Source organism: Sulfurospirillum diekertiae (assembly GCF_011769985.2).
In the GTDB taxonomy this organism is placed as follows: Bacteria; Campylobacterota; Campylobacteria; order Campylobacterales; family Sulfurospirillaceae; genus Sulfurospirillum; species Sulfurospirillum diekertiae.
Map to the genome: position 1 here is coordinate 2,264,337 of NZ_CP039734.2, position 15,511 is coordinate 2,279,847.

Consider the following 15,511-nt stretch of genomic DNA (forward strand, 5'->3'; position numbering starts at 1 on the left):
ACTTAAACCTCAGCGAGCAGTTTAATCACATCGCTGGGGGTTTGAACCAAATACTGTGCTCCATGTTCTCTGAGTTCATTTTCCTCTCTAAAGCCCCATAATGCTCCTATGGCTATCATGCCAGCGCTATTGGCTGTTTTCATGTCAATCATGGTATCGCCAAGATAATAACAGTCGTTTGGCTTTACATGTAAAAGCTCACAAATCTCTAAAGCTCCTCTGGGATGAGGCTTTCTAGGAACTCCTTCACGTACACCATACACCACATCAAACTTCCATGAACGCAAATATTTTATCGCACACATTTTGGTAAAGGAGTTTGGTTTATTGGAGAGGATTGCCATTTTAAAATTTCGTTTTTGAAGAAAACTCAGCATTTTACTCACACCCTCATACAGCTTAGTATTTTGGTTAAACTGCTTTGTATAATGTGTTTCAAAAAGAGTAACGGCCTGTTGGATAAGCTCAGGAGTTTGAACATTAGAAGCGAAAATGTTTTCAAATAATTTGAAAACACCTTCACCTACGAAATAGCGGTATTTTGCACTCTCTTGTGGTTGAAATCCAAGCGAAACGAGTGCAAAATTTGCACTGATGGCAATATCTTCTAAGGTATTAAGAAGTGTGCCATCTAGATCAAATACAATGTTTTTTTTCATTATCTCGTTCTAACTCGGCCTTTAGTGCATTATAATCTAAGCCTAAAAACTCACATGCCACTTGAGTCGCTTGATGAGCTTTAAAGCCAAATTTTTCAAATAAAAGCTCCGCAGGACCACTCGCGCCAAAACGCTCCATGCAGATGACTTTATCAGCATAACGATACCATTCAATTCCTGCACCCGCTTCGATTGCAATGACTTTCGTTTGTGGTTCAATGATTGTTTGAATATACGCCTCATCTTGCTCATTTAAAAGATCAAAACAGGGGACACTGACCATATTGCTTGGAATGCCAAACATAGAAAGGTAACAGGCAACCTCTAACGCAAGATAGACTTCGCTTCCACTTGCCATGATGGTTACTTGCGCGTTTTCACGTCTTTTTACAAGATATCCACCATTTTCAACATCACCATATGCTCGGTCATCTTTGAGTGCTCGAAGTTTTTGACGTGAGCAGACAAATGCTGCAGGAGCTTGCATACTCAGAGCCTTTTTCCACGCTTTAACATTTTCTCTACCATCGCATGGGCGGTATACGTAGAAGTTTGGAAGGGCTCTAAATTGGCTGAGTTGCTCGATGGGTTGATGCGTTGGGCCATCTTCCCCCACACCAATGCTATCGTGTGTCCAGATGTAAAAATTTTTCAATTTCATGAGTGCTGCTAAACGTACCGTTGGTTTCATGTAATCGCTAAAGATAAAAAACGTTGCGCCAAATGGGATAAACAGACCATACAAAGCAAACGCGTTGATAATCGCACCCATTGCATGTTCACGAATACCAAAGTGAATATTGCGTCCTAGTGGAAAATCACCCATATCTTTCAATTCGCTTTTATTGGAAGGACTAAGATCAGCACTTCCTCCTAGAAAACCAGGAATGGCTTGTGCAATAGCATTCAAAATTTTACCATTGCTGTCACGCGTTGCCACATCGCTATCAAAATTTGGCCATTCGATTTTTGAAAAATCAGGCGTTAGCAATGCTTCTAAAAGAGCCTTTTTCTCACTACTTAACTCGTTTTTAACCAGTGCATTCCACTTGGCCTCAGCCAAGTCACCTTTTTCAAGCGCACAGTTAAAACGTGCATAAACATCATCATCCACGCTGAAGTTTTTCTCTGGATCAAATCCTGCTTTGATTTTAGAATTTTTAATCTCTTCACACCCCAAAGGTGCACCATGAGCATGATGGCTTCCTTCCATCTCGCAAGCACCTTTGGCAATGGTTGTATCGGCAATAATTAAATAGGGTTTGGTTTGCTCTTTGGATTGCTCTAAAACATCATTAATTTCTTCATAATCGTGACCATCAATACGGGAGACTTCCCAACCTTGGGCTTCAAAACGATGTTTGACATCTTCACTCCAAGCAATTGACGTATCCCCTTCAATGGTAATAGCATTACAATCGTAAATCACCACTAAATTATCTAAACACAAATGTCCTGCTAAGGAGCATGCTTCGTAACTGATACCTTCTTGAAGATCACCATCACCGCACAAACAGTATACTTTATGGGAAATCACTTCTGTTTTGGGTGTATTTAAAAGAGTCGCTGCATACTTAGCCGCCATTGCAAAACCAACGGCATTCGAAATACCTTGACCTAAAGGGCCCGTCGTTACTTCAACACCGGGAACATCACCATACTCAGGATGACCTGGCGTTTTACTACCGAGTTGCCTAAAATTTTTAAGATCTTCTAAACTAATGTCATATCCACTTAAATGTAAAAAAGAGTAAACCAACGCTGAAGCATGTCCACCACTAAACACTAAACGATCACGATTGAGCCACTTTGTATTTTTAGGATTATGTGTGATATGTCGTGCCAAAATGGTGACGATATCGGCGAGTCCCATAGGAGCACCAGGATGTCCACTATTAGCACGTTGTACCATATCTGCCGCTAAAAATCGGATTGTATCAGCTTGTTTTTTTAATATTTTTTCATTTTCCATTGGGTCACTATCCTTTAAAATATTCATCTACAATGCTTTTAAGCCTTTTTGACAAAGCAGCATCAAGCTTACCTAGTTCAACATCTAACTCTGTTAACAGTTTGCGTTTCTCAACTTTTGCGCCCTCTAATCCCAGTAGGTTCACAAAAGAGTTTTTATGCCCATCATTTTGAGTGGGTTTCCCTGCCTCTTCACTGGTCAGTGTTGCATCGATAATGTCATCTTGGACTTGAAATAAAAGCCCAAGTTTCAATCCAAACTGATAAAGTGCTTCTTGTGTCGCCTTATCCAACTCGCAAATCACAGCTCCCATCAAAAGTGAAGCTGCTATCAATTTAGCTGTTTTATGCAAATGTAAAAAAGTGAGTTCATCCACATTTAAATGCTTATCTTCAAAAAAGCAGTCAATGGCTTGACCAAGTACCATACCATAGATACCTGCATCACTTGAAAAGATGGAAACCAGTTTAATTTTAATCTCTGCGCTCAAAGGAGCATTTGCTAATAGATAAAAAGCATGGGTATTTAAAGCATCTCCGACAAGCACGGCAGTCGTCTCATCATAGCTTACATGTAAAGTGGGATGTCCTCGCCTAAGCGCTGCATTATCCATGCAAGGCAGATCATCGTGAATGAGTGAATAGGTGTGCATCATCTCTAAACCAAGCGCTACATGTAAAGCATTTTCAATCAAAAGTGGACGGGAACAGTGGACAACACTGAGCAATAAAAGCGGACGAAACCGTTTTCCTCCCACATCAAGCATTTCGCCAAAAGCATGGCTAAAATGAGGGTGAAAACTCTCTATTACGGGAAGTTTCTCTTTTAAAAAAACTTCAAATTTTGATACTAACTCTTTAGAACTCAAAACGAACCTTTCAGCGTGGTAATGTTACAAAAAATTGGAAATCATCACGGTCAAATAACAGGCTAACATCACGATTATGTATTTTCGACAAATAAGCATCTGCATTTTGGATCTGTGAAACAGAAACTCCATCCACTTGCATTAAACGGTCACCTACTTTTAAACCACTTTGCTCAGCAAAAGAACCATGTTTTACATATTCAATCTTAAGATTATTATCGAATGTAAATCCTTTGCCGTGTAAAATAGTCTCTTTTTTTGACTCAGGGAGTGGCACTTTTTTAGAATCGACTTTTTTACTGGCCGGTTTTGGTGTTACAATAGTCTCGTCTATCCATGCATTATTGCGTTGAATGTGAGCAGTCACTTTAGCAGAATCTTTACCCGCTTTGAGAGCATCAGCAAATTCGGCGATAGTGCTTACTTTTTTACCATTAAGCGATGTAATGCTATCGCCAGCTTTGAGCTTTGCATCTTTAAAAGTTGGATCAACAAAATCAACGATCACACTCTCATTACCATCTATAATCCGAGCACCCAACTCTGGGAAAAAGGCTGATTTACCTGTTATAAAACGTTCTAATTCTTCGGAACTAATAAAAAACTTATCTCCAATTCCAAGTCCATACATTTCACAACATAACCCACCAACAAGACTATTAATTTCACCGACCCCACCAAATTCAAACAACTCATTGCCACTTTTACCTATTTTGGAAGCATTAACAGCCACCAAAGAATTATCGGTCATGCTAACAAGCCATTCCCCCAACTTCAGCTCAGCGGTGGGTTTAAGTTTGACAGGAATCAGTGGTTTTGGAGAATCAAATAAATAGAGGTGAGAGAATGCATCGTATCTCGCAAAAGGTACACTTGGCTTTTCTTTAGAAAACGCAATTGCTTGTTTTTCACTAATGGCAATTGCACGCGTTTTACCAAAATAAACAACCGATTGCTTATTTTTTTCAAAACACTGTGAAAAATCAGGGTAGACGAACTCTGCTTTGCTAGCAGGAGCAGGGATAGGAATATCCGCCGCGAAAAGAGCTTGGAGTATTAAAAGAAGAGAAAGTCCTAGACGTTTCACATACGCTCCTTAATTTTTTGCGCCAAATCCACCAATGCCTGAGAGCATCTGAGATGTTGCTAGTTTTTTATTATCTTCTACCATTTTGGAAACATCATTAATGGCACTCATGAGTAAAATCTGTAACGATTCTTTATCACTTAAAAGCGAATCATCAAGCGTAACATCGACGACTTCGCCATTACCGTCCATGCTCACACTGACCATGCCACCACCGCTTTTAGCAGTAAATTGCTTATTTCTTGCGTCTTCTTGCATTTTTTGGGCTTGCTTTTGCGCTTCTTCAAGCATTGCACCCACTTTTGATAAATCAAAATTTTCAAACATTAGATGTAATCTCGTACTTCTACCAACGCGTTGGTTTCATCAACTAAAACAACCGTAGGTTTGAAAACTTCCATTTCAGCTCTCGTCATATGCGCATAAGCTATGATAATAATCTTATCACCAATATGTGCTTTTCGTGCAGCTGCGCCATTAAGACAAATATCTTTCCCACCTGCCTTACCTTCAATGACATAAGTTGTAAAACGCTCACCATTGTTAATATTCACCACTTCTACTTTTTGTCCCACGCTAAGATTAGAAGCCATGATTAACTCTTTATCGATTGTAATAGAACCAACATAGTTTAAATTGGCATCTGTAACAGTAGCTCTGTGAATTTTGCTATATAACATCTCAAGCGTCATCGCTTTTGTACCTCTTTTAGATTAAGAAATTTGTTTATTTTATCCTATTTTTGCTTAGCCCATTGAGCGATAAGCTCCCTAACTACTTCTCTATCATCAAAAGGATATTTTTGACCTTGAATCTCTTGGTAAGTTTCATCCCCTTTACCAAGTATTAGAAGCACTTCGTTTTTACCTTGTAATTTCAGTGCTTTTTCAATCGCTTTGTGGCGATCTGCTTCTACATGTAAATGCTCACGAGGGTGCATCCCTGTTAAAATTTCAGTGATAATACTTTGTGGATCTTCTGAACGTGGGTTATCGCTGGTCACCACAATCTTTTTAGCATAGCGCTCAGCCATCGCTCCCATTTTGGGACGCTTCGTACGATCTCTGTCTCCTCCAGCACCAAAGACAACCACAATATCGCGCTCTTTCATACTATCGAGCACTTTTTCCATACCATCAGGAGTGTGCGCAAAATCAACGATCACGAGAGGATCATTGCTCACTACCTCCATACGACCTTCCACGCCACCAAAATGCTCTACCGCTTCACAAATAGCCTCCATTGGTGCAACACCTAACATATCAACCGCACTAATCGCTGCAAGTATGTTATAAAGGTTAAAAAAGCCATGTAAAGGTGATTCAAAGTCATAAACTTTATCGATTTTGGCTACCGCGGCACTAATACCTTCTTTGAGTGAATAAGCTAAAATTTTATAGGTTGCGGGATGCTCAATCCCATAACTCATCGCGTTGGTACGATTGAAACGAATTTTACTCTCATCTTTGTTGATGAGCTTCAAACTCTCATCTTCAAAAAAACGACTCTTGACGGCAATATATTCATCAATCGTTTTGTGAAAATCCAAATGATCTTGGGTGATATTTGTTAAAATCTTTAAAGCAAAAGGAAGCCCATCGATGCGATTTTGAACAATAGCATGAGAACTCACTTCCATGACAAAATACTCGCACCCTGCTTCTACTGCCAATTTGAGATTATGGATAGTCTGTAAAACGGGTGGCGTTGTCAGACTTTTATCTTCAATGCGATGATCGTTAATAAAACAGCCACGAGTCCCTTGTAATCCTGCTTTTTTACCCAAATCTAAGAGGATAGAGTAGATAGCTGCTGCTGTCGTTGTCTTACCATTGGTACCCGTTATGCCAATAATTTTGATCGCATTGGTAATAGCGAGAACATCTAAACACTCTTTGGATGAAATAATTTTAGTACATCCATGATCTCTTGCGCTCTGCTCATAAATGGCATTGAGCTTTGTTGAAACAAAGATGCTTGAAGCATCACATTCATTTGAATTATCCGTTACATGTAAAAACGGCGCATGGTTTTGCAAATCTATTTTCAAGGTAACTCTTTATTTTTGTGCTTTTTTAATGAGCGATAATAGCTGCTCATCATTTGGGAAAAGAGTGATAGCACTCTCAAGGTAATTAAGAGACATTTCGATAAATCCATTGTCAATCAATTTAGATAAAAAATCAACAAAATCTTCTTTTTTTGAGATAATGACTTTGGTAGAGAACATAATATCTTCAAAAGCCTCTTTAAAACTACCACGAGATTTGATTAAACTCATAAAGTCTTCATACTTGATACCATTTTCTGCATTTATGCGTGCTTCAAGATCATTCTCTGTAAATAAATGGGCAATTTTTTCGCTATGTTCTTCCACGGAATTAATAATTTCTTCCATTACATCTTCACAATCTTCAGCACCATTCTCTTTGGTTAAAATATAGTACTCAAAAAGAGCCATTGCTTGTTCTTCATTTTGAGCTGCCATATCACATAAAATAGCTCCAATTCGAGCTTCTTTAGATTTTGGGTCTTCACTCAAAGCCAATGCAAACTGTAGCATTGCCTCAGCAAAGTTCTTTGCGTAAAATTTTTCAATACCTTTTTTTATATAAGCGTTCATTGCTCTCCTAATACTTCAAACTCATTCTCCGTGCCTGGTAAAATATTTACAACTTCTATTTCAGGGTGAATATCAATTCTAAGTTGGCGTTCAACGCCATATTTAAGTGTTTGCCCACTGGACGCACATCCTTGGCACGCACCTTGTAATTGAACAAAAACACGCCCACCTTTAATGCCAAGTAACGTTAGTCCGCCACCGTCTAATGCCAACATTGGCTTAATTTTTTCAAGTGATTTTTCAACAACTGGAAGTAACTCTTCGTCACTAAATGGTATCATAGATTCTCCTATAGCAAAAGTATCTAATTTAACAATAGTTTGAGTTAAAAGTGACTTAATTTTTTAGTGGAGGAGAAGTGTTTTGGGTTAAAAAAATTTAACGAAGATATGCCTTGAGAGTAAACGACTCCCAAGGCAAAAAAAGTGAGATTTAAACGAGTTCTAAAAACGCCATAGGCGCTGCATCGCCTTTTCTAATACGTGTTTTTACAATACGGGTGTAACCACCATTTCTCTCAACATATTTAGGTGCGATCTCATTAACTAATTTTTTTGTACACTCTTTATCTTGAAGTGCAGCAAAAACTGTTTTGTGAGCATGATCGCCACCAACTCCAGCTTTCGTAATCAATTTTTCAACATATCCTCTAAGCTCTTTTGCTTTTGGAAGTGTTGTCTCGATTTTTTCATATTTAATGACAGCTATAGCCAAGTTCATCAACAATGCCGCTCTGTGTGATGAAGTACGACCAAGCTTTCTGTATCCGTGCTTATGTCTCATAAATTAACCCTCGTTGGCTTCAGATTTTAAATCTTCAATTTTTTTCTTGAGCAAACTTGCCGTATCGTCAGAGAAATTATATCCGACAGGATAACCACTCTCTTCCATAACTTGTCTGATCTCTTCTAACGATTTTTTACCTAGATTTTTAAGGTTTTTGAGTTCTAACTCACTCATCAGAGTAAGCTCACCAATATATTTAACCTCTGCTCTATCTAAGCAGTTGAAGCTACGAGCACTCAGATTTAACTCTTCAATACTCTGTAATAGCTTTCCGAGCTCTACACTCTCATTAGAACTCTCACTCTTTGGAGCCACTGCAATATCTAAAATGCCATTAAATACTGACATCTGTGCATACATCGCTTCAAGCGAATTTTTAAAAGCTTCGATTGGAGAAACAAGTCCATCTGTTTCGATTGTGAAAACAATTTTTTCGTAATTAGGATTGTCTTCAACCAAAACATTCTCAATATCGTAAACTGCTCTTTTTACAGGTGTAAAGAAAGCATCAAGTGCGATATAATCTTCTCCGACCAAACCTCTAATGTTCTCACTTGGAACATAGCCGATTCCTTTTTCGAGAATCAAAGAAAAGTTAAATTCTGCATCTTCATTAATTGTTGCCAAATATGCGTCTGGCGTAACAATCTCAATTTGTGCATTTGCTAAGTCACTTCCTTTAATCTCTTTTGGTCCAGTAAATGAGTAGTTAACCTCTACACGTTTCTCATCACCTTTGATTTTGAAACGAATATTTTTAAGATTAATGATGAAAAGAGCAACATCTTCAAGCATACCACGCATGCTATCGAATTCATGGGTTACGCCTTCAATCTTTACAGCCGTTGGTGCAGATCCTACTGTGCTACTTAAAAGCAATCTACGTAAAGGATGTGCTAATGTTACCGCAAAACCAGATTCAAATGGGTATGCACTAATTTGAACCTTATTTGCAGCAATATTTTCTACCTCAATTTCAGTTGGCATGTAAGCTGATGTATTGATTTTTTTCATATACTACCTACTTTATTATTTAGAGTATAGCTCAACGATTAATCTTTCTTCAACCGGAATAACTATTTCTTCTCTCTCTGGAATACGTGTAAAAATACCCATTGCTTTTTCTCTTTCAACATCAACCCATGGTGCAATACCAGTTTGTTGTGTTAATTCAAGAGCTCTTTTCACTTGTGGATTATTTTTAGATTTCTCACAAACTTCTACTTTGTCACCTGCACGTACTACAAATGAAGGAATGTCAACTCTGCTGCCATTTACCAAAATATGTCCATGTGTGACTAATTGACGTGCAAATCTTCTTGTAGTTGCAAAACCCATGCGGTATACAACATTATCAAGTCTTCTTTCAATAAGAAGTACAAGGTTAATACCTGTATTTCCTTCTCTTCTTGCTGCTTCGTCAAAAATACGTCTGAATTGTTTTTCAGAAACTCCATACATAAATTTAGCTTTTTGTTTCTCTCTTAATTGGAGTCCATACTCACTAATTTTTGATCTTCTTTGTCCATGTTGACCTGGTGCATATGGTCGCTTATCTAATGCGCTTTTACCAGCAAGTCTTCGCTCACCCTTAAGGGCTAAGCTAACACCGAGTCTTCTCTCGAGCTTTTCGACTGGTCCTCTATATCTCGCCATTTTTTCTCCTAATCTATTGCGTAAACGAAAAAATTATTTTGTTTCTCTATAAAGAAGTTATATTCTAAAGATTAGAAATTAAACTCTTCTTCTTTTGGGAGGTCTACAGCCATTGTGTGGAAGAGGCGTAATATCTTTTAGGAAAGATACTTTAATACCTTCTGTTGTACCAGCACTTTTTACCGCTGTCTCGCGACCACTTCCAGGTCCTTGAACTTTAATACCGATTTCTTTGAGTCCATGCTCTTTTGCTTTAGTCAATGCATCTTCTACGGCTTGTTGTGCTGCATAAGGAGTAGATTTTTTACTACCCTTAAAGCCCAAGCTACCGGCACTGCTCCAAGCAATAACATTCCCCATCTCATCAGTTACAGTTACGACAGTGTTATTAAATGTTGCAGAGATATAAATAATACCTTTAGCAATATTTTTCTTAACAACTTTTTTACGTACTACTTTTCTTTTTGCCATCTGTTTCCCTTTGAGACTTCGTTATTTAGCTTTTGCGCCAACGGTACGTTTTTTACCTTTTCGGGTACGCGCATTCGTTTTTGTTTTCTGACCACGAACTGGTAAGCCTTTTCTGTGTCTAAGACCTCTATAGCTTCCCATATCCATTAAAGCTTTAATATCCATAGCCACTTTTTTACGAAGGTCACCTTCTACTTGGAAATCTGCTTGGATCTCTTTACGAATGGCAGCAACTTCATCTTCACTTAGCTCATGTACTCTTTTATCAAACGAAATCCCAGTAGCTGTTAAAATAGCTCTAGAACTTGTCAAACCTATACCGTAGATATATGTTAAACCATACTCTACTCTCTTTTTCATTGGAAGGTCTACACCTGCAATCCTTGCCATGCTTATCCTTGTCTCTGTTTGTGTTTTGGATTTACGCAAATGACTCTAACGATACCTTTTCGTTTAATCACTTTGCACTTATCGCACATCTTCTTTACAGAAGGTCGTACTTTCATTCGTGACTCCTGAACTTTATTTCCACTGGAATTTTGAGTTAAACTGTCACAGGTTTGATGATGTATCTCAAACCAACAATCGAAAAAACAGTGGTTTCTTTTTCGATTATTCTTCACACAGCTTTACAAAAGGGGTAAATTATACATAAATTAAGCTAATAATTTACTTATACCTATAGGTTATACGCCCTTTATCTAAACTATACGGTGTTAACTCAACCTTTACAGTATCTCCTGGCATTATTTTAATATAATGCATTCTCATCTTTCCTGCAATATGACATAAAATCACATGGCTATTTTGTACTTCAACTTTAAAGGTTGCATTGGGAAGTGCTTCGATCACTTTACCGTCTATTTCAATCACATCATCTTTTGCCATTTTACCTCCTATAATCTCAAGATAGAGACAAAATTTCTACTTTACCATCTACGATAGCAACTGTGTGCTCGTAGTGGCTTCCTCTTAACCCATCGGCAGAAACTACGCCCCATTTATCTTCTAAAATCTTTGGTGTACCATCTTTATAGCAGATCATTGGCTCTATACAAAACACCATACCATTTTTGATTTCAGGACCACTTTTAGGATTGATTCCTTCTAAATAATTAGGAAGTTCTGGCTCTTCATGCGCTTTTCTACCAATACCATGTCCACAAAATCCACGCAAAGGAACATAGCCTTTTTGTAGAATAAATTGCTCAATAGCATAGCTCAACTCTTTAAAGCGCATTTCCGGTTCAATAATATCAATGGCATAATAAAGTGCATCCTTAGCACATGCAATTAAGGATTCATCACTCTTTGAGATCTCACCGACTCCTACTGTTACAGCAGAATCTCCATACCAGCCATCAATTTCTGTACCAATATCAAGACCAATAATATCCCCTTCTTGAAGACGATACTCTGTCGGAATTCCGTGAATAATTACCTCATTAACTGACGTGCAAACCCCCGCAGGAAATCCATAAAGGCCTTTAAAGGCAGCACGCGCTCCCATACTTTTAATGTAAGACTCACCCATGGCATTCAGTTCTTTCAAACTGATCCCTGGATGAATATTACATGTAAGATAGTCTAATGTTTTTGCAACAATTTGATTTGCTACCGAGAGCTTTTTGATCTCTTGCGGTTTTTTAATAGTAATTGCCATACTCGTTAAAGTCCTACAGCACTCAATGTTTCATATTTATTCATGTACATTTGTGCCTCAATTTTACGCATTGTATCAAGTGCTACTTGCACAACAATCAAAACTGCTGTTCCACCAAAATAAAAAGGAACGCCCATGAATTTTACTAAGACCCAAGGAAGTGTTGAAATTAGGCCTAAATAAATAGAGCCCCAAAAAGTTAGTCTACTTGCAACCTCATTTAAGAAAAGTGCCGTACTCTCACCTGGACGAACGCCAGGGATAAAGCCACCTTGCTTTTTAAGATTTTCTGAGATATCTTTTGCATTAAAAACAATTGATGCATAAAAATAAGCAAAGAAAATAATAAATAAGAATGTTAATACATTAAATACATAACTATTTGGATTCAAAAAATCATGGATCGATTGAATAATAGGATTTGTACTTGCTTGCATAATTGTTGATGGAAACATCAAAATTGCACTTGCAAAAATAGGAGGAATAACACCACTTAGGTTCATTTTAATAGGAACATAATTCATAATACGTTTATGTTGATTTTGAAGCACTACTTTGCGTGAATACGAGATAGGAACACGTCGTTCACCCATTTCAACATAAATAATTGAGCCAACTGTCGCTAAAATAACGGCTAAAATTCCAATAACGACAAGGAAATTCAATTCACCTGTATTTACAAGGTTAATGGTTCCTCCAATTGCATGAGGGATACCTGAAACGATACCTGCAAAAATAATCAAACTGATACCATTACCAATACCACGTTGCGTAATCTGTTCACCAATCCACATGAGTAGCATGGTTCCAGTAAGCATACTTGCAGCTGCAATGGCTGTAAAGGTAGTCATATCGATCATAATAGCACTCTCGCCCGCTCGACCACTAAGCCCTCCAAGACCAACGGAAACACCAATGGCTTGTACAACCGTAATAACAATCGATGCATATCGAATGATCTGCATATATTTAACCATACCATCGCGTTCTTTTTTCATTTTACCAAGTGTTGGAAAAGTTGCTGCAAGAAGTTCCATAATAATGGATGCGGTGATATAAGGCATAATACCTAGCGATATAATACTAAGGCGTTGTGCAGCGTTACCACTGAACATATTAAACATTCCAAGTGCGTTGGAACTATTGGAGTCGAAGAATTCTTTAATTACTTCTAGGTTAACACCAGGCACTGGCACATATGCCAGTATCCTGTATGCTAATATAAAACCTAATGTAACTAAGATCTTCTTCGTGAGATCTTGGCTCATTTACTCATTCCAGTAAAAATGACGTTTTCGTCTTTGATTTTAGCAGCAAGTTCTTTTGCATTCACACCAATCAATTTTACTTTTACAACCGTACTAGCAATTTTATGTACTGTACGAATTGCATCAACAGTAATTTCAGCAAGTTCTGAAACTGCCTTAATTCTATCGATATTAATAACATAAGGTTTTTCAATTTTAGAAGTAAAACCAACTTTTGGTAATCTTCTTTGAAGTGGTTGTTGACCACCTTCAAAACCTCTTTTACGTTTATAACCCGTACGAGATTTTTGACCGTTATTACCACGGCTTGCAGTTTTACCCATACCACTACCTTGACCACGACCTACGCGTTTGATCTCTTTGGTAGAGTTTTCTGCTGGTGTAAGATTATCTAATGCCATTTTGAATCCTTCTCCACTTAGCTTTTAATCATACTAAGAGCTTTAATTGTCGCTCTTACCACGTTAGAAGCATTGTTTGAACCTAATGACTTTGTCAAAATATCTTTAATACCTGCAAGCTCAACAACAGGGCGAGTTGCACCACCAGCGATTACGCCGGTACCGTCACTTGCTGGTTTAAGAATAATACGACTTGCATTAAATTTAACTTCAACATCATGAGCGATTGTTGAACCTTTGATATTTACTTTGACAATGTTTTTAAATGCATCATCAACTGCTTTTCTAATAGCATCAGGAACCTCTTTAGCTTTACCAAAACCAAAGCCAACAAGACCTTTTTTATTTCCAACAACAACGAGTGCTGTAAATCTAAAACGTCTACCGCCTTTAACAACTTTTGTTACGCGGCCAATGTTAACGATGACTTCTTCAAACTCTTCTCTGTTGTATTTTTCCATTGAATCGTTTTCCTCTTCTTTTTCTTATAGCACTATGCCGTTTGCTCTAAGGCCATCTGCAAAAGCAGCAACTACACCATGATACAAATAACCATTTCTATCATAGACAACTTTAGTCAAATTCTTAGCCTTGAGCGTCTCTGCAAAAGCTTTTGCAACTTCTATTGCACTTGCTTTGCTAGCATTGAAACCTAATTTTTTGCCATCTACACTTGCCAAAGTAACACCACTTATATCATCAATCGCTTGCGCATAGATAAATCTGTTTGATTTAAAGAAAGAGATTCTTGGTCTCTCAGCTGTGCCAGAAATATCTGCTCTTACTCTTTTTTTACGCTTAACTCTTAATGCAAGCTTTCGTTTTAAAATATTTGCTCTCATCTCTTACCCTTACTTCTTGGAAGTTTTTCCGGCTTTACGGATAATAGTTTCATCAGAATATTTAACACCTTTACCTTTGTAAGGCTCTGGAGCTCTAAAACTTCTAATTTCGGCAGCAATCTGACCAACTACTTGCTTGTCATCACCTTGAATAGTTACCACGTTTTTTTCAACTACAATGTGAATATCTTTTGGAAATTCATAATTGATTGGATGAGAAAATCCAAGTTGAAGTTCAAGAACATTACCACTAACGGCAGCTCTATAACCAACACCGTTAATCTCAAGTTGCTTTTTAAAACCTTCAGTTAAACCTGTGACGATATTTTGACCAAGCGCACGGTATGTTCCCCAAAAAGCGCTGCTCTGACGATCAGCACCTTTTGAAATAAATACAAGCTCTCCATCCTGAACATTTACGTCAACATTTCCTTTAGTATCCAATATTTTTTGAACACTACCTTTTTTAAACTCAACGAGATTACCATTTACTGACACATCAATGCCAGCAGGTATCTTGACAGGTTTTTTACCAATACGAGACATTTTATTTCCTTTTACTTGTCTACGATAAGCTTACAATCTTAGAATGGATATCGAATACCATAAAAGAACAGCTAATTACCAAATACTACAGATAACTTCGCCACCAAGACCTGCTTTGTGAGCGTCATCATTACTGAGAACACCTTTTGATGTACTAACAACAATCGTACCATAACCATTTTTGAAGCGTTTAATCTCATCACGACCTTTATAGACTCTACGGCCTGGTTTTGAGATTTTTTTCACTTCATTAATAACTTGGATGCCTCTTGCGTCATACTTCAAAACAACATTGATAAATTTCTTAGGACCTTCTTCAACAACGTTAAAACTTTCGATATAACCTTTGTTTTGGAAAATAACTAAAATCGCTTCAACCAGTTTTGAATGCATTAACTTTGTGACATCAAGTTTTCTCATTGATGCATTTCTGATTCTTGTTAAAGAATCTGCTACTAGATCATTAATCATAGTCTATTTCCTTACCAGCTTGCTTTTTTGAGGCCTGGAATAAGACCCTCATTTGCCATTTTACGAAGACAAATTCTGCAGATACCAAAATCTCTGTAAACAGAGTGTGGACGTCCACAAATTTGACATCGTGTGTATGCTCTTACTTGAAACTTAGGCTTTCTCGCAGCCTTTGCAATCATCGATTTTTTAGCCATA

The 15,511-nt window shown here is 37.7% G+C and carries 24 protein-coding genes; all 24 read right to left on the reverse strand.

Going from position 1 to position 15,511, the window contains the following annotated elements:
- Window positions 1-2 precede the first annotated feature (2 nt).
- Window positions 3-659, reverse strand: coding sequence for an HAD family hydrolase (locus tag FA584_RS11535; RefSeq protein ID WP_167749549.1), 657 nt, complete (start codon window positions 657-659; stop codon window positions 3-5).
- Window positions 637-2,631, reverse strand: a complete 1,995-nt coding sequence (gene tkt / locus FA584_RS11540) for a transketolase (protein WP_245394688.1) — start codon at window positions 2,629-2,631, stop codon at window positions 637-639. Before tkt ends, FA584_RS11535 begins: the two co-directional genes overlap by 23 nt.
- Window positions 2,632-2,638: 7 nt before the next feature.
- Window positions 2,639-3,499 carry a polyprenyl synthetase family protein gene (locus FA584_RS11545; protein ID WP_167749550.1) on the reverse strand — a complete coding sequence of 287 codons (861 nt, stop codon included), beginning with the start codon at window positions 3,497-3,499 and terminating at the stop codon, window positions 2,639-2,641.
- Between the two features lie 10 nt (window positions 3,500-3,509).
- Window positions 3,510-4,586 (reverse strand): DUF7488 domain-containing protein, encoded by a 1,077-nt coding sequence (locus FA584_RS11550; protein ID WP_167749551.1) that lies wholly within the window; start codon window positions 4,584-4,586, stop codon window positions 3,510-3,512.
- 9 nt (window positions 4,587-4,595) lie between these two features.
- The gene (locus FA584_RS11555; RefSeq protein WP_087439362.1) at window positions 4,596-4,913 is read right to left on the reverse strand and encodes a YbaB/EbfC family nucleoid-associated protein; all 318 of its coding nucleotides are present in this window, start codon (window positions 4,911-4,913) and stop codon (window positions 4,596-4,598) included.
- Entirely contained in the window at window positions 4,913-5,278 is a 366-nt protein-coding gene (gene panD, locus FA584_RS11560) for an aspartate 1-decarboxylase (protein WP_087439363.1), read from the reverse strand. Before panD ends, FA584_RS11555 begins: the two co-directional genes overlap by 1 nt.
- Before the next feature lie 44 nt (window positions 5,279-5,322).
- On the reverse strand, window positions 5,323-6,636 hold the full coding sequence (locus tag FA584_RS11565) for a UDP-N-acetylmuramoyl-L-alanyl-D-glutamate--2,6-diaminopimelate ligase (protein WP_167749552.1): 1,314 nt from the start codon (window positions 6,634-6,636) through the stop codon (window positions 5,323-5,325).
- A 9-nt stretch (window positions 6,637-6,645) separates the two neighbouring features.
- On the reverse strand, window positions 6,646-7,209 hold the full coding sequence (locus FA584_RS11570; protein ID WP_087439365.1) for a tetratricopeptide repeat protein: 564 nt from the start codon (window positions 7,207-7,209) through the stop codon (window positions 6,646-6,648).
- The gene (locus tag FA584_RS11575) at window positions 7,206-7,490 is read right to left on the reverse strand and encodes a NifU family protein (RefSeq protein ID WP_087439366.1); all 285 of its coding nucleotides are present in this window, start codon (window positions 7,488-7,490) and stop codon (window positions 7,206-7,208) included. Before FA584_RS11575 ends, FA584_RS11570 begins: the two co-directional genes overlap by 4 nt.
- Window positions 7,491-7,641: 151 nt before the next feature.
- Complete coding sequence (gene rplQ, locus FA584_RS11580) at window positions 7,642-7,992, reverse strand: 50S ribosomal protein L17 (RefSeq protein ID WP_087439367.1); 351 nt, start codon at window positions 7,990-7,992, stop codon at window positions 7,642-7,644.
- A gap of 3 nt (window positions 7,993-7,995) precedes the next feature.
- Window positions 7,996-9,009, reverse strand: coding sequence for a DNA-directed RNA polymerase subunit alpha (locus FA584_RS11585; RefSeq protein WP_087439368.1), 1,014 nt, complete (start codon window positions 9,007-9,009; stop codon window positions 7,996-7,998).
- 15 nt (window positions 9,010-9,024) lie between these two features.
- Window positions 9,025-9,651, reverse strand: coding sequence for a 30S ribosomal protein S4 (rpsD, locus tag FA584_RS11590; protein ID WP_167749553.1), 627 nt, complete (start codon window positions 9,649-9,651; stop codon window positions 9,025-9,027).
- Between the two features lie 78 nt (window positions 9,652-9,729).
- A complete protein-coding gene (gene rpsK / locus FA584_RS11595; RefSeq protein WP_014770213.1) occupies window positions 9,730-10,122 on the reverse strand; it encodes a 30S ribosomal protein S11 in 393 nt (130 codons plus the stop codon).
- A gap of 21 nt (window positions 10,123-10,143) precedes the next feature.
- Window positions 10,144-10,512, reverse strand: coding sequence for a 30S ribosomal protein S13 (gene rpsM, locus FA584_RS11600; RefSeq protein WP_069478756.1), 369 nt, complete (start codon window positions 10,510-10,512; stop codon window positions 10,144-10,146).
- A gap of 2 nt (window positions 10,513-10,514) precedes the next feature.
- Window positions 10,515-10,628: a 50S ribosomal protein L36 gene (gene rpmJ, locus FA584_RS11605; protein ID WP_038533455.1), complete on the reverse strand. Its 114-nt coding sequence runs from the start codon at window positions 10,626-10,628 to the stop codon at window positions 10,515-10,517.
- A 163-nt stretch (window positions 10,629-10,791) separates the two neighbouring features.
- Window positions 10,792-11,010: a translation initiation factor IF-1 gene (infA, locus tag FA584_RS11610; protein WP_012857710.1), complete on the reverse strand. Its 219-nt coding sequence runs from the start codon at window positions 11,008-11,010 to the stop codon at window positions 10,792-10,794.
- Between the two features lie 16 nt (window positions 11,011-11,026).
- Window positions 11,027-11,785: a type I methionyl aminopeptidase gene (gene map, locus FA584_RS11615; RefSeq protein ID WP_167749554.1), complete on the reverse strand. Its 759-nt coding sequence runs from the start codon at window positions 11,783-11,785 to the stop codon at window positions 11,027-11,029.
- A gap of 5 nt (window positions 11,786-11,790) precedes the next feature.
- Window positions 11,791-13,053: a preprotein translocase subunit SecY gene (gene secY / locus FA584_RS11620; protein WP_087439371.1), complete on the reverse strand. Its 1,263-nt coding sequence runs from the start codon at window positions 13,051-13,053 to the stop codon at window positions 11,791-11,793.
- A complete protein-coding gene (gene rplO / locus FA584_RS11625; RefSeq protein WP_096047364.1) occupies window positions 13,050-13,454 on the reverse strand; it encodes a 50S ribosomal protein L15 in 405 nt (134 codons plus the stop codon). Before rplO ends, secY begins: the two co-directional genes overlap by 4 nt.
- Before the next feature lie 17 nt (window positions 13,455-13,471).
- Window positions 13,472-13,915 carry a 30S ribosomal protein S5 gene (gene rpsE / locus FA584_RS11630; protein WP_012857714.1) on the reverse strand — a complete coding sequence of 148 codons (444 nt, stop codon included), beginning with the start codon at window positions 13,913-13,915 and terminating at the stop codon, window positions 13,472-13,474.
- Window positions 13,916-13,939: 24 nt separating this feature from the next.
- Window positions 13,940-14,296: a 50S ribosomal protein L18 gene (gene rplR, locus FA584_RS11635; protein WP_167749555.1), complete on the reverse strand. Its 357-nt coding sequence runs from the start codon at window positions 14,294-14,296 to the stop codon at window positions 13,940-13,942.
- Between the two features lie 9 nt (window positions 14,297-14,305).
- Window positions 14,306-14,842 carry a 50S ribosomal protein L6 gene (gene rplF, locus FA584_RS11640; RefSeq protein ID WP_096047366.1) on the reverse strand — a complete coding sequence of 179 codons (537 nt, stop codon included), beginning with the start codon at window positions 14,840-14,842 and terminating at the stop codon, window positions 14,306-14,308.
- 75 nt (window positions 14,843-14,917) lie between these two features.
- A complete protein-coding gene (gene rpsH, locus FA584_RS11645; protein ID WP_096047367.1) occupies window positions 14,918-15,313 on the reverse strand; it encodes a 30S ribosomal protein S8 in 396 nt (131 codons plus the stop codon).
- Window positions 15,314-15,324: 11 nt separating this feature from the next.
- Complete coding sequence (locus FA584_RS11650) at window positions 15,325-15,510, reverse strand: type Z 30S ribosomal protein S14 (RefSeq protein ID WP_012857718.1); 186 nt, start codon at window positions 15,508-15,510, stop codon at window positions 15,325-15,327.
- Window position 15,511 lies beyond the last annotated feature (1 nt).

Bases quoted from the DNA above. Each gene is read 5' to 3' on its own strand.
- tkt (WP_245394688.1), bottom strand. From the start codon at position 2,631: ATGGAAAATGAAAAAATATTAAAAAAACAAGCTGATACAATCCGATTT.
- rpsH (WP_096047367.1), bottom strand. From the start codon at position 15,313: ATGATTAATGATCTAGTAGCAGATTCTTTAACAAGAATCAGAAATGCA.
- FA584_RS11570 (WP_087439365.1), bottom strand. From the start codon at position 7,209: ATGAACGCTTATATAAAAAAAGGTATTGAAAAATTTTACGCAAAGAAC.
- map (WP_167749554.1), bottom strand. From the start codon at position 11,785: ATGGCAATTACTATTAAAAAACCGCAAGAGATCAAAAAGCTCTCGGTA.
- rplO (WP_096047364.1), bottom strand. From the start codon at position 13,454: ATGGCATTAGATAATCTTACACCAGCAGAAAACTCTACCAAAGAGATC.
- rpsD (WP_167749553.1), bottom strand. From the start codon at position 9,651: ATGGCGAGATATAGAGGACCAGTCGAAAAGCTCGAGAGAAGACTCGGT.
- infA (WP_012857710.1), bottom strand. From the start codon at position 11,010: ATGGCAAAAGATGATGTGATTGAAATAGACGGTAAAGTGATCGAAGCA.
- FA584_RS11650 (WP_012857718.1), bottom strand. From the start codon at position 15,510: ATGGCTAAAAAATCGATGATTGCAAAGGCTGCGAGAAAGCCTAAGTTT.
- rplQ (WP_087439367.1), bottom strand. From the start codon at position 7,992: ATGAGACATAAGCACGGATACAGAAAGCTTGGTCGTACTTCATCACAC.
- rpmJ (WP_038533455.1), bottom strand. From the start codon at position 10,628: ATGAAAGTACGACCTTCTGTAAAGAAGATGTGCGATAAGTGCAAAGTG.
- FA584_RS11575 (WP_087439366.1), bottom strand. From the start codon at position 7,490: ATGATACCATTTAGTGACGAAGAGTTACTTCCAGTTGTTGAAAAATCA.
- rpsM (WP_069478756.1), bottom strand. From the start codon at position 10,512: ATGGCAAGGATTGCAGGTGTAGACCTTCCAATGAAAAAGAGAGTAGAG.
- FA584_RS11555 (WP_087439362.1), bottom strand. From the start codon at position 4,913: ATGTTTGAAAATTTTGATTTATCAAAAGTGGGTGCAATGCTTGAAGAA.
- FA584_RS11585 (WP_087439368.1), bottom strand. From the start codon at position 9,009: ATGAAAAAAATCAATACATCAGCTTACATGCCAACTGAAATTGAGGTA.
- secY (WP_087439371.1), bottom strand. From the start codon at position 13,053: ATGAGCCAAGATCTCACGAAGAAGATCTTAGTTACATTAGGTTTTATA.
- rplF (WP_096047366.1), bottom strand. From the start codon at position 14,842: ATGTCTCGTATTGGTAAAAAACCTGTCAAGATACCTGCTGGCATTGAT.
- rplR (WP_167749555.1), bottom strand. From the start codon at position 14,296: ATGAGAGCAAATATTTTAAAACGAAAGCTTGCATTAAGAGTTAAGCGT.
- FA584_RS11535 (WP_167749549.1), bottom strand. From the start codon at position 659: ATGAAAAAAAACATTGTATTTGATCTAGATGGCACACTTCTTAATACC.
- rpsK (WP_014770213.1), bottom strand. From the start codon at position 10,122: ATGGCAAAAAGAAAAGTAGTACGTAAAAAAGTTGTTAAGAAAAATATT.
- panD (WP_087439363.1), bottom strand. From the start codon at position 5,278: ATGACGCTTGAGATGTTATATAGCAAAATTCACAGAGCTACTGTTACA.
- rpsE (WP_012857714.1), bottom strand. From the start codon at position 13,915: ATGGAAAAATACAACAGAGAAGAGTTTGAAGAAGTCATCGTTAACATT.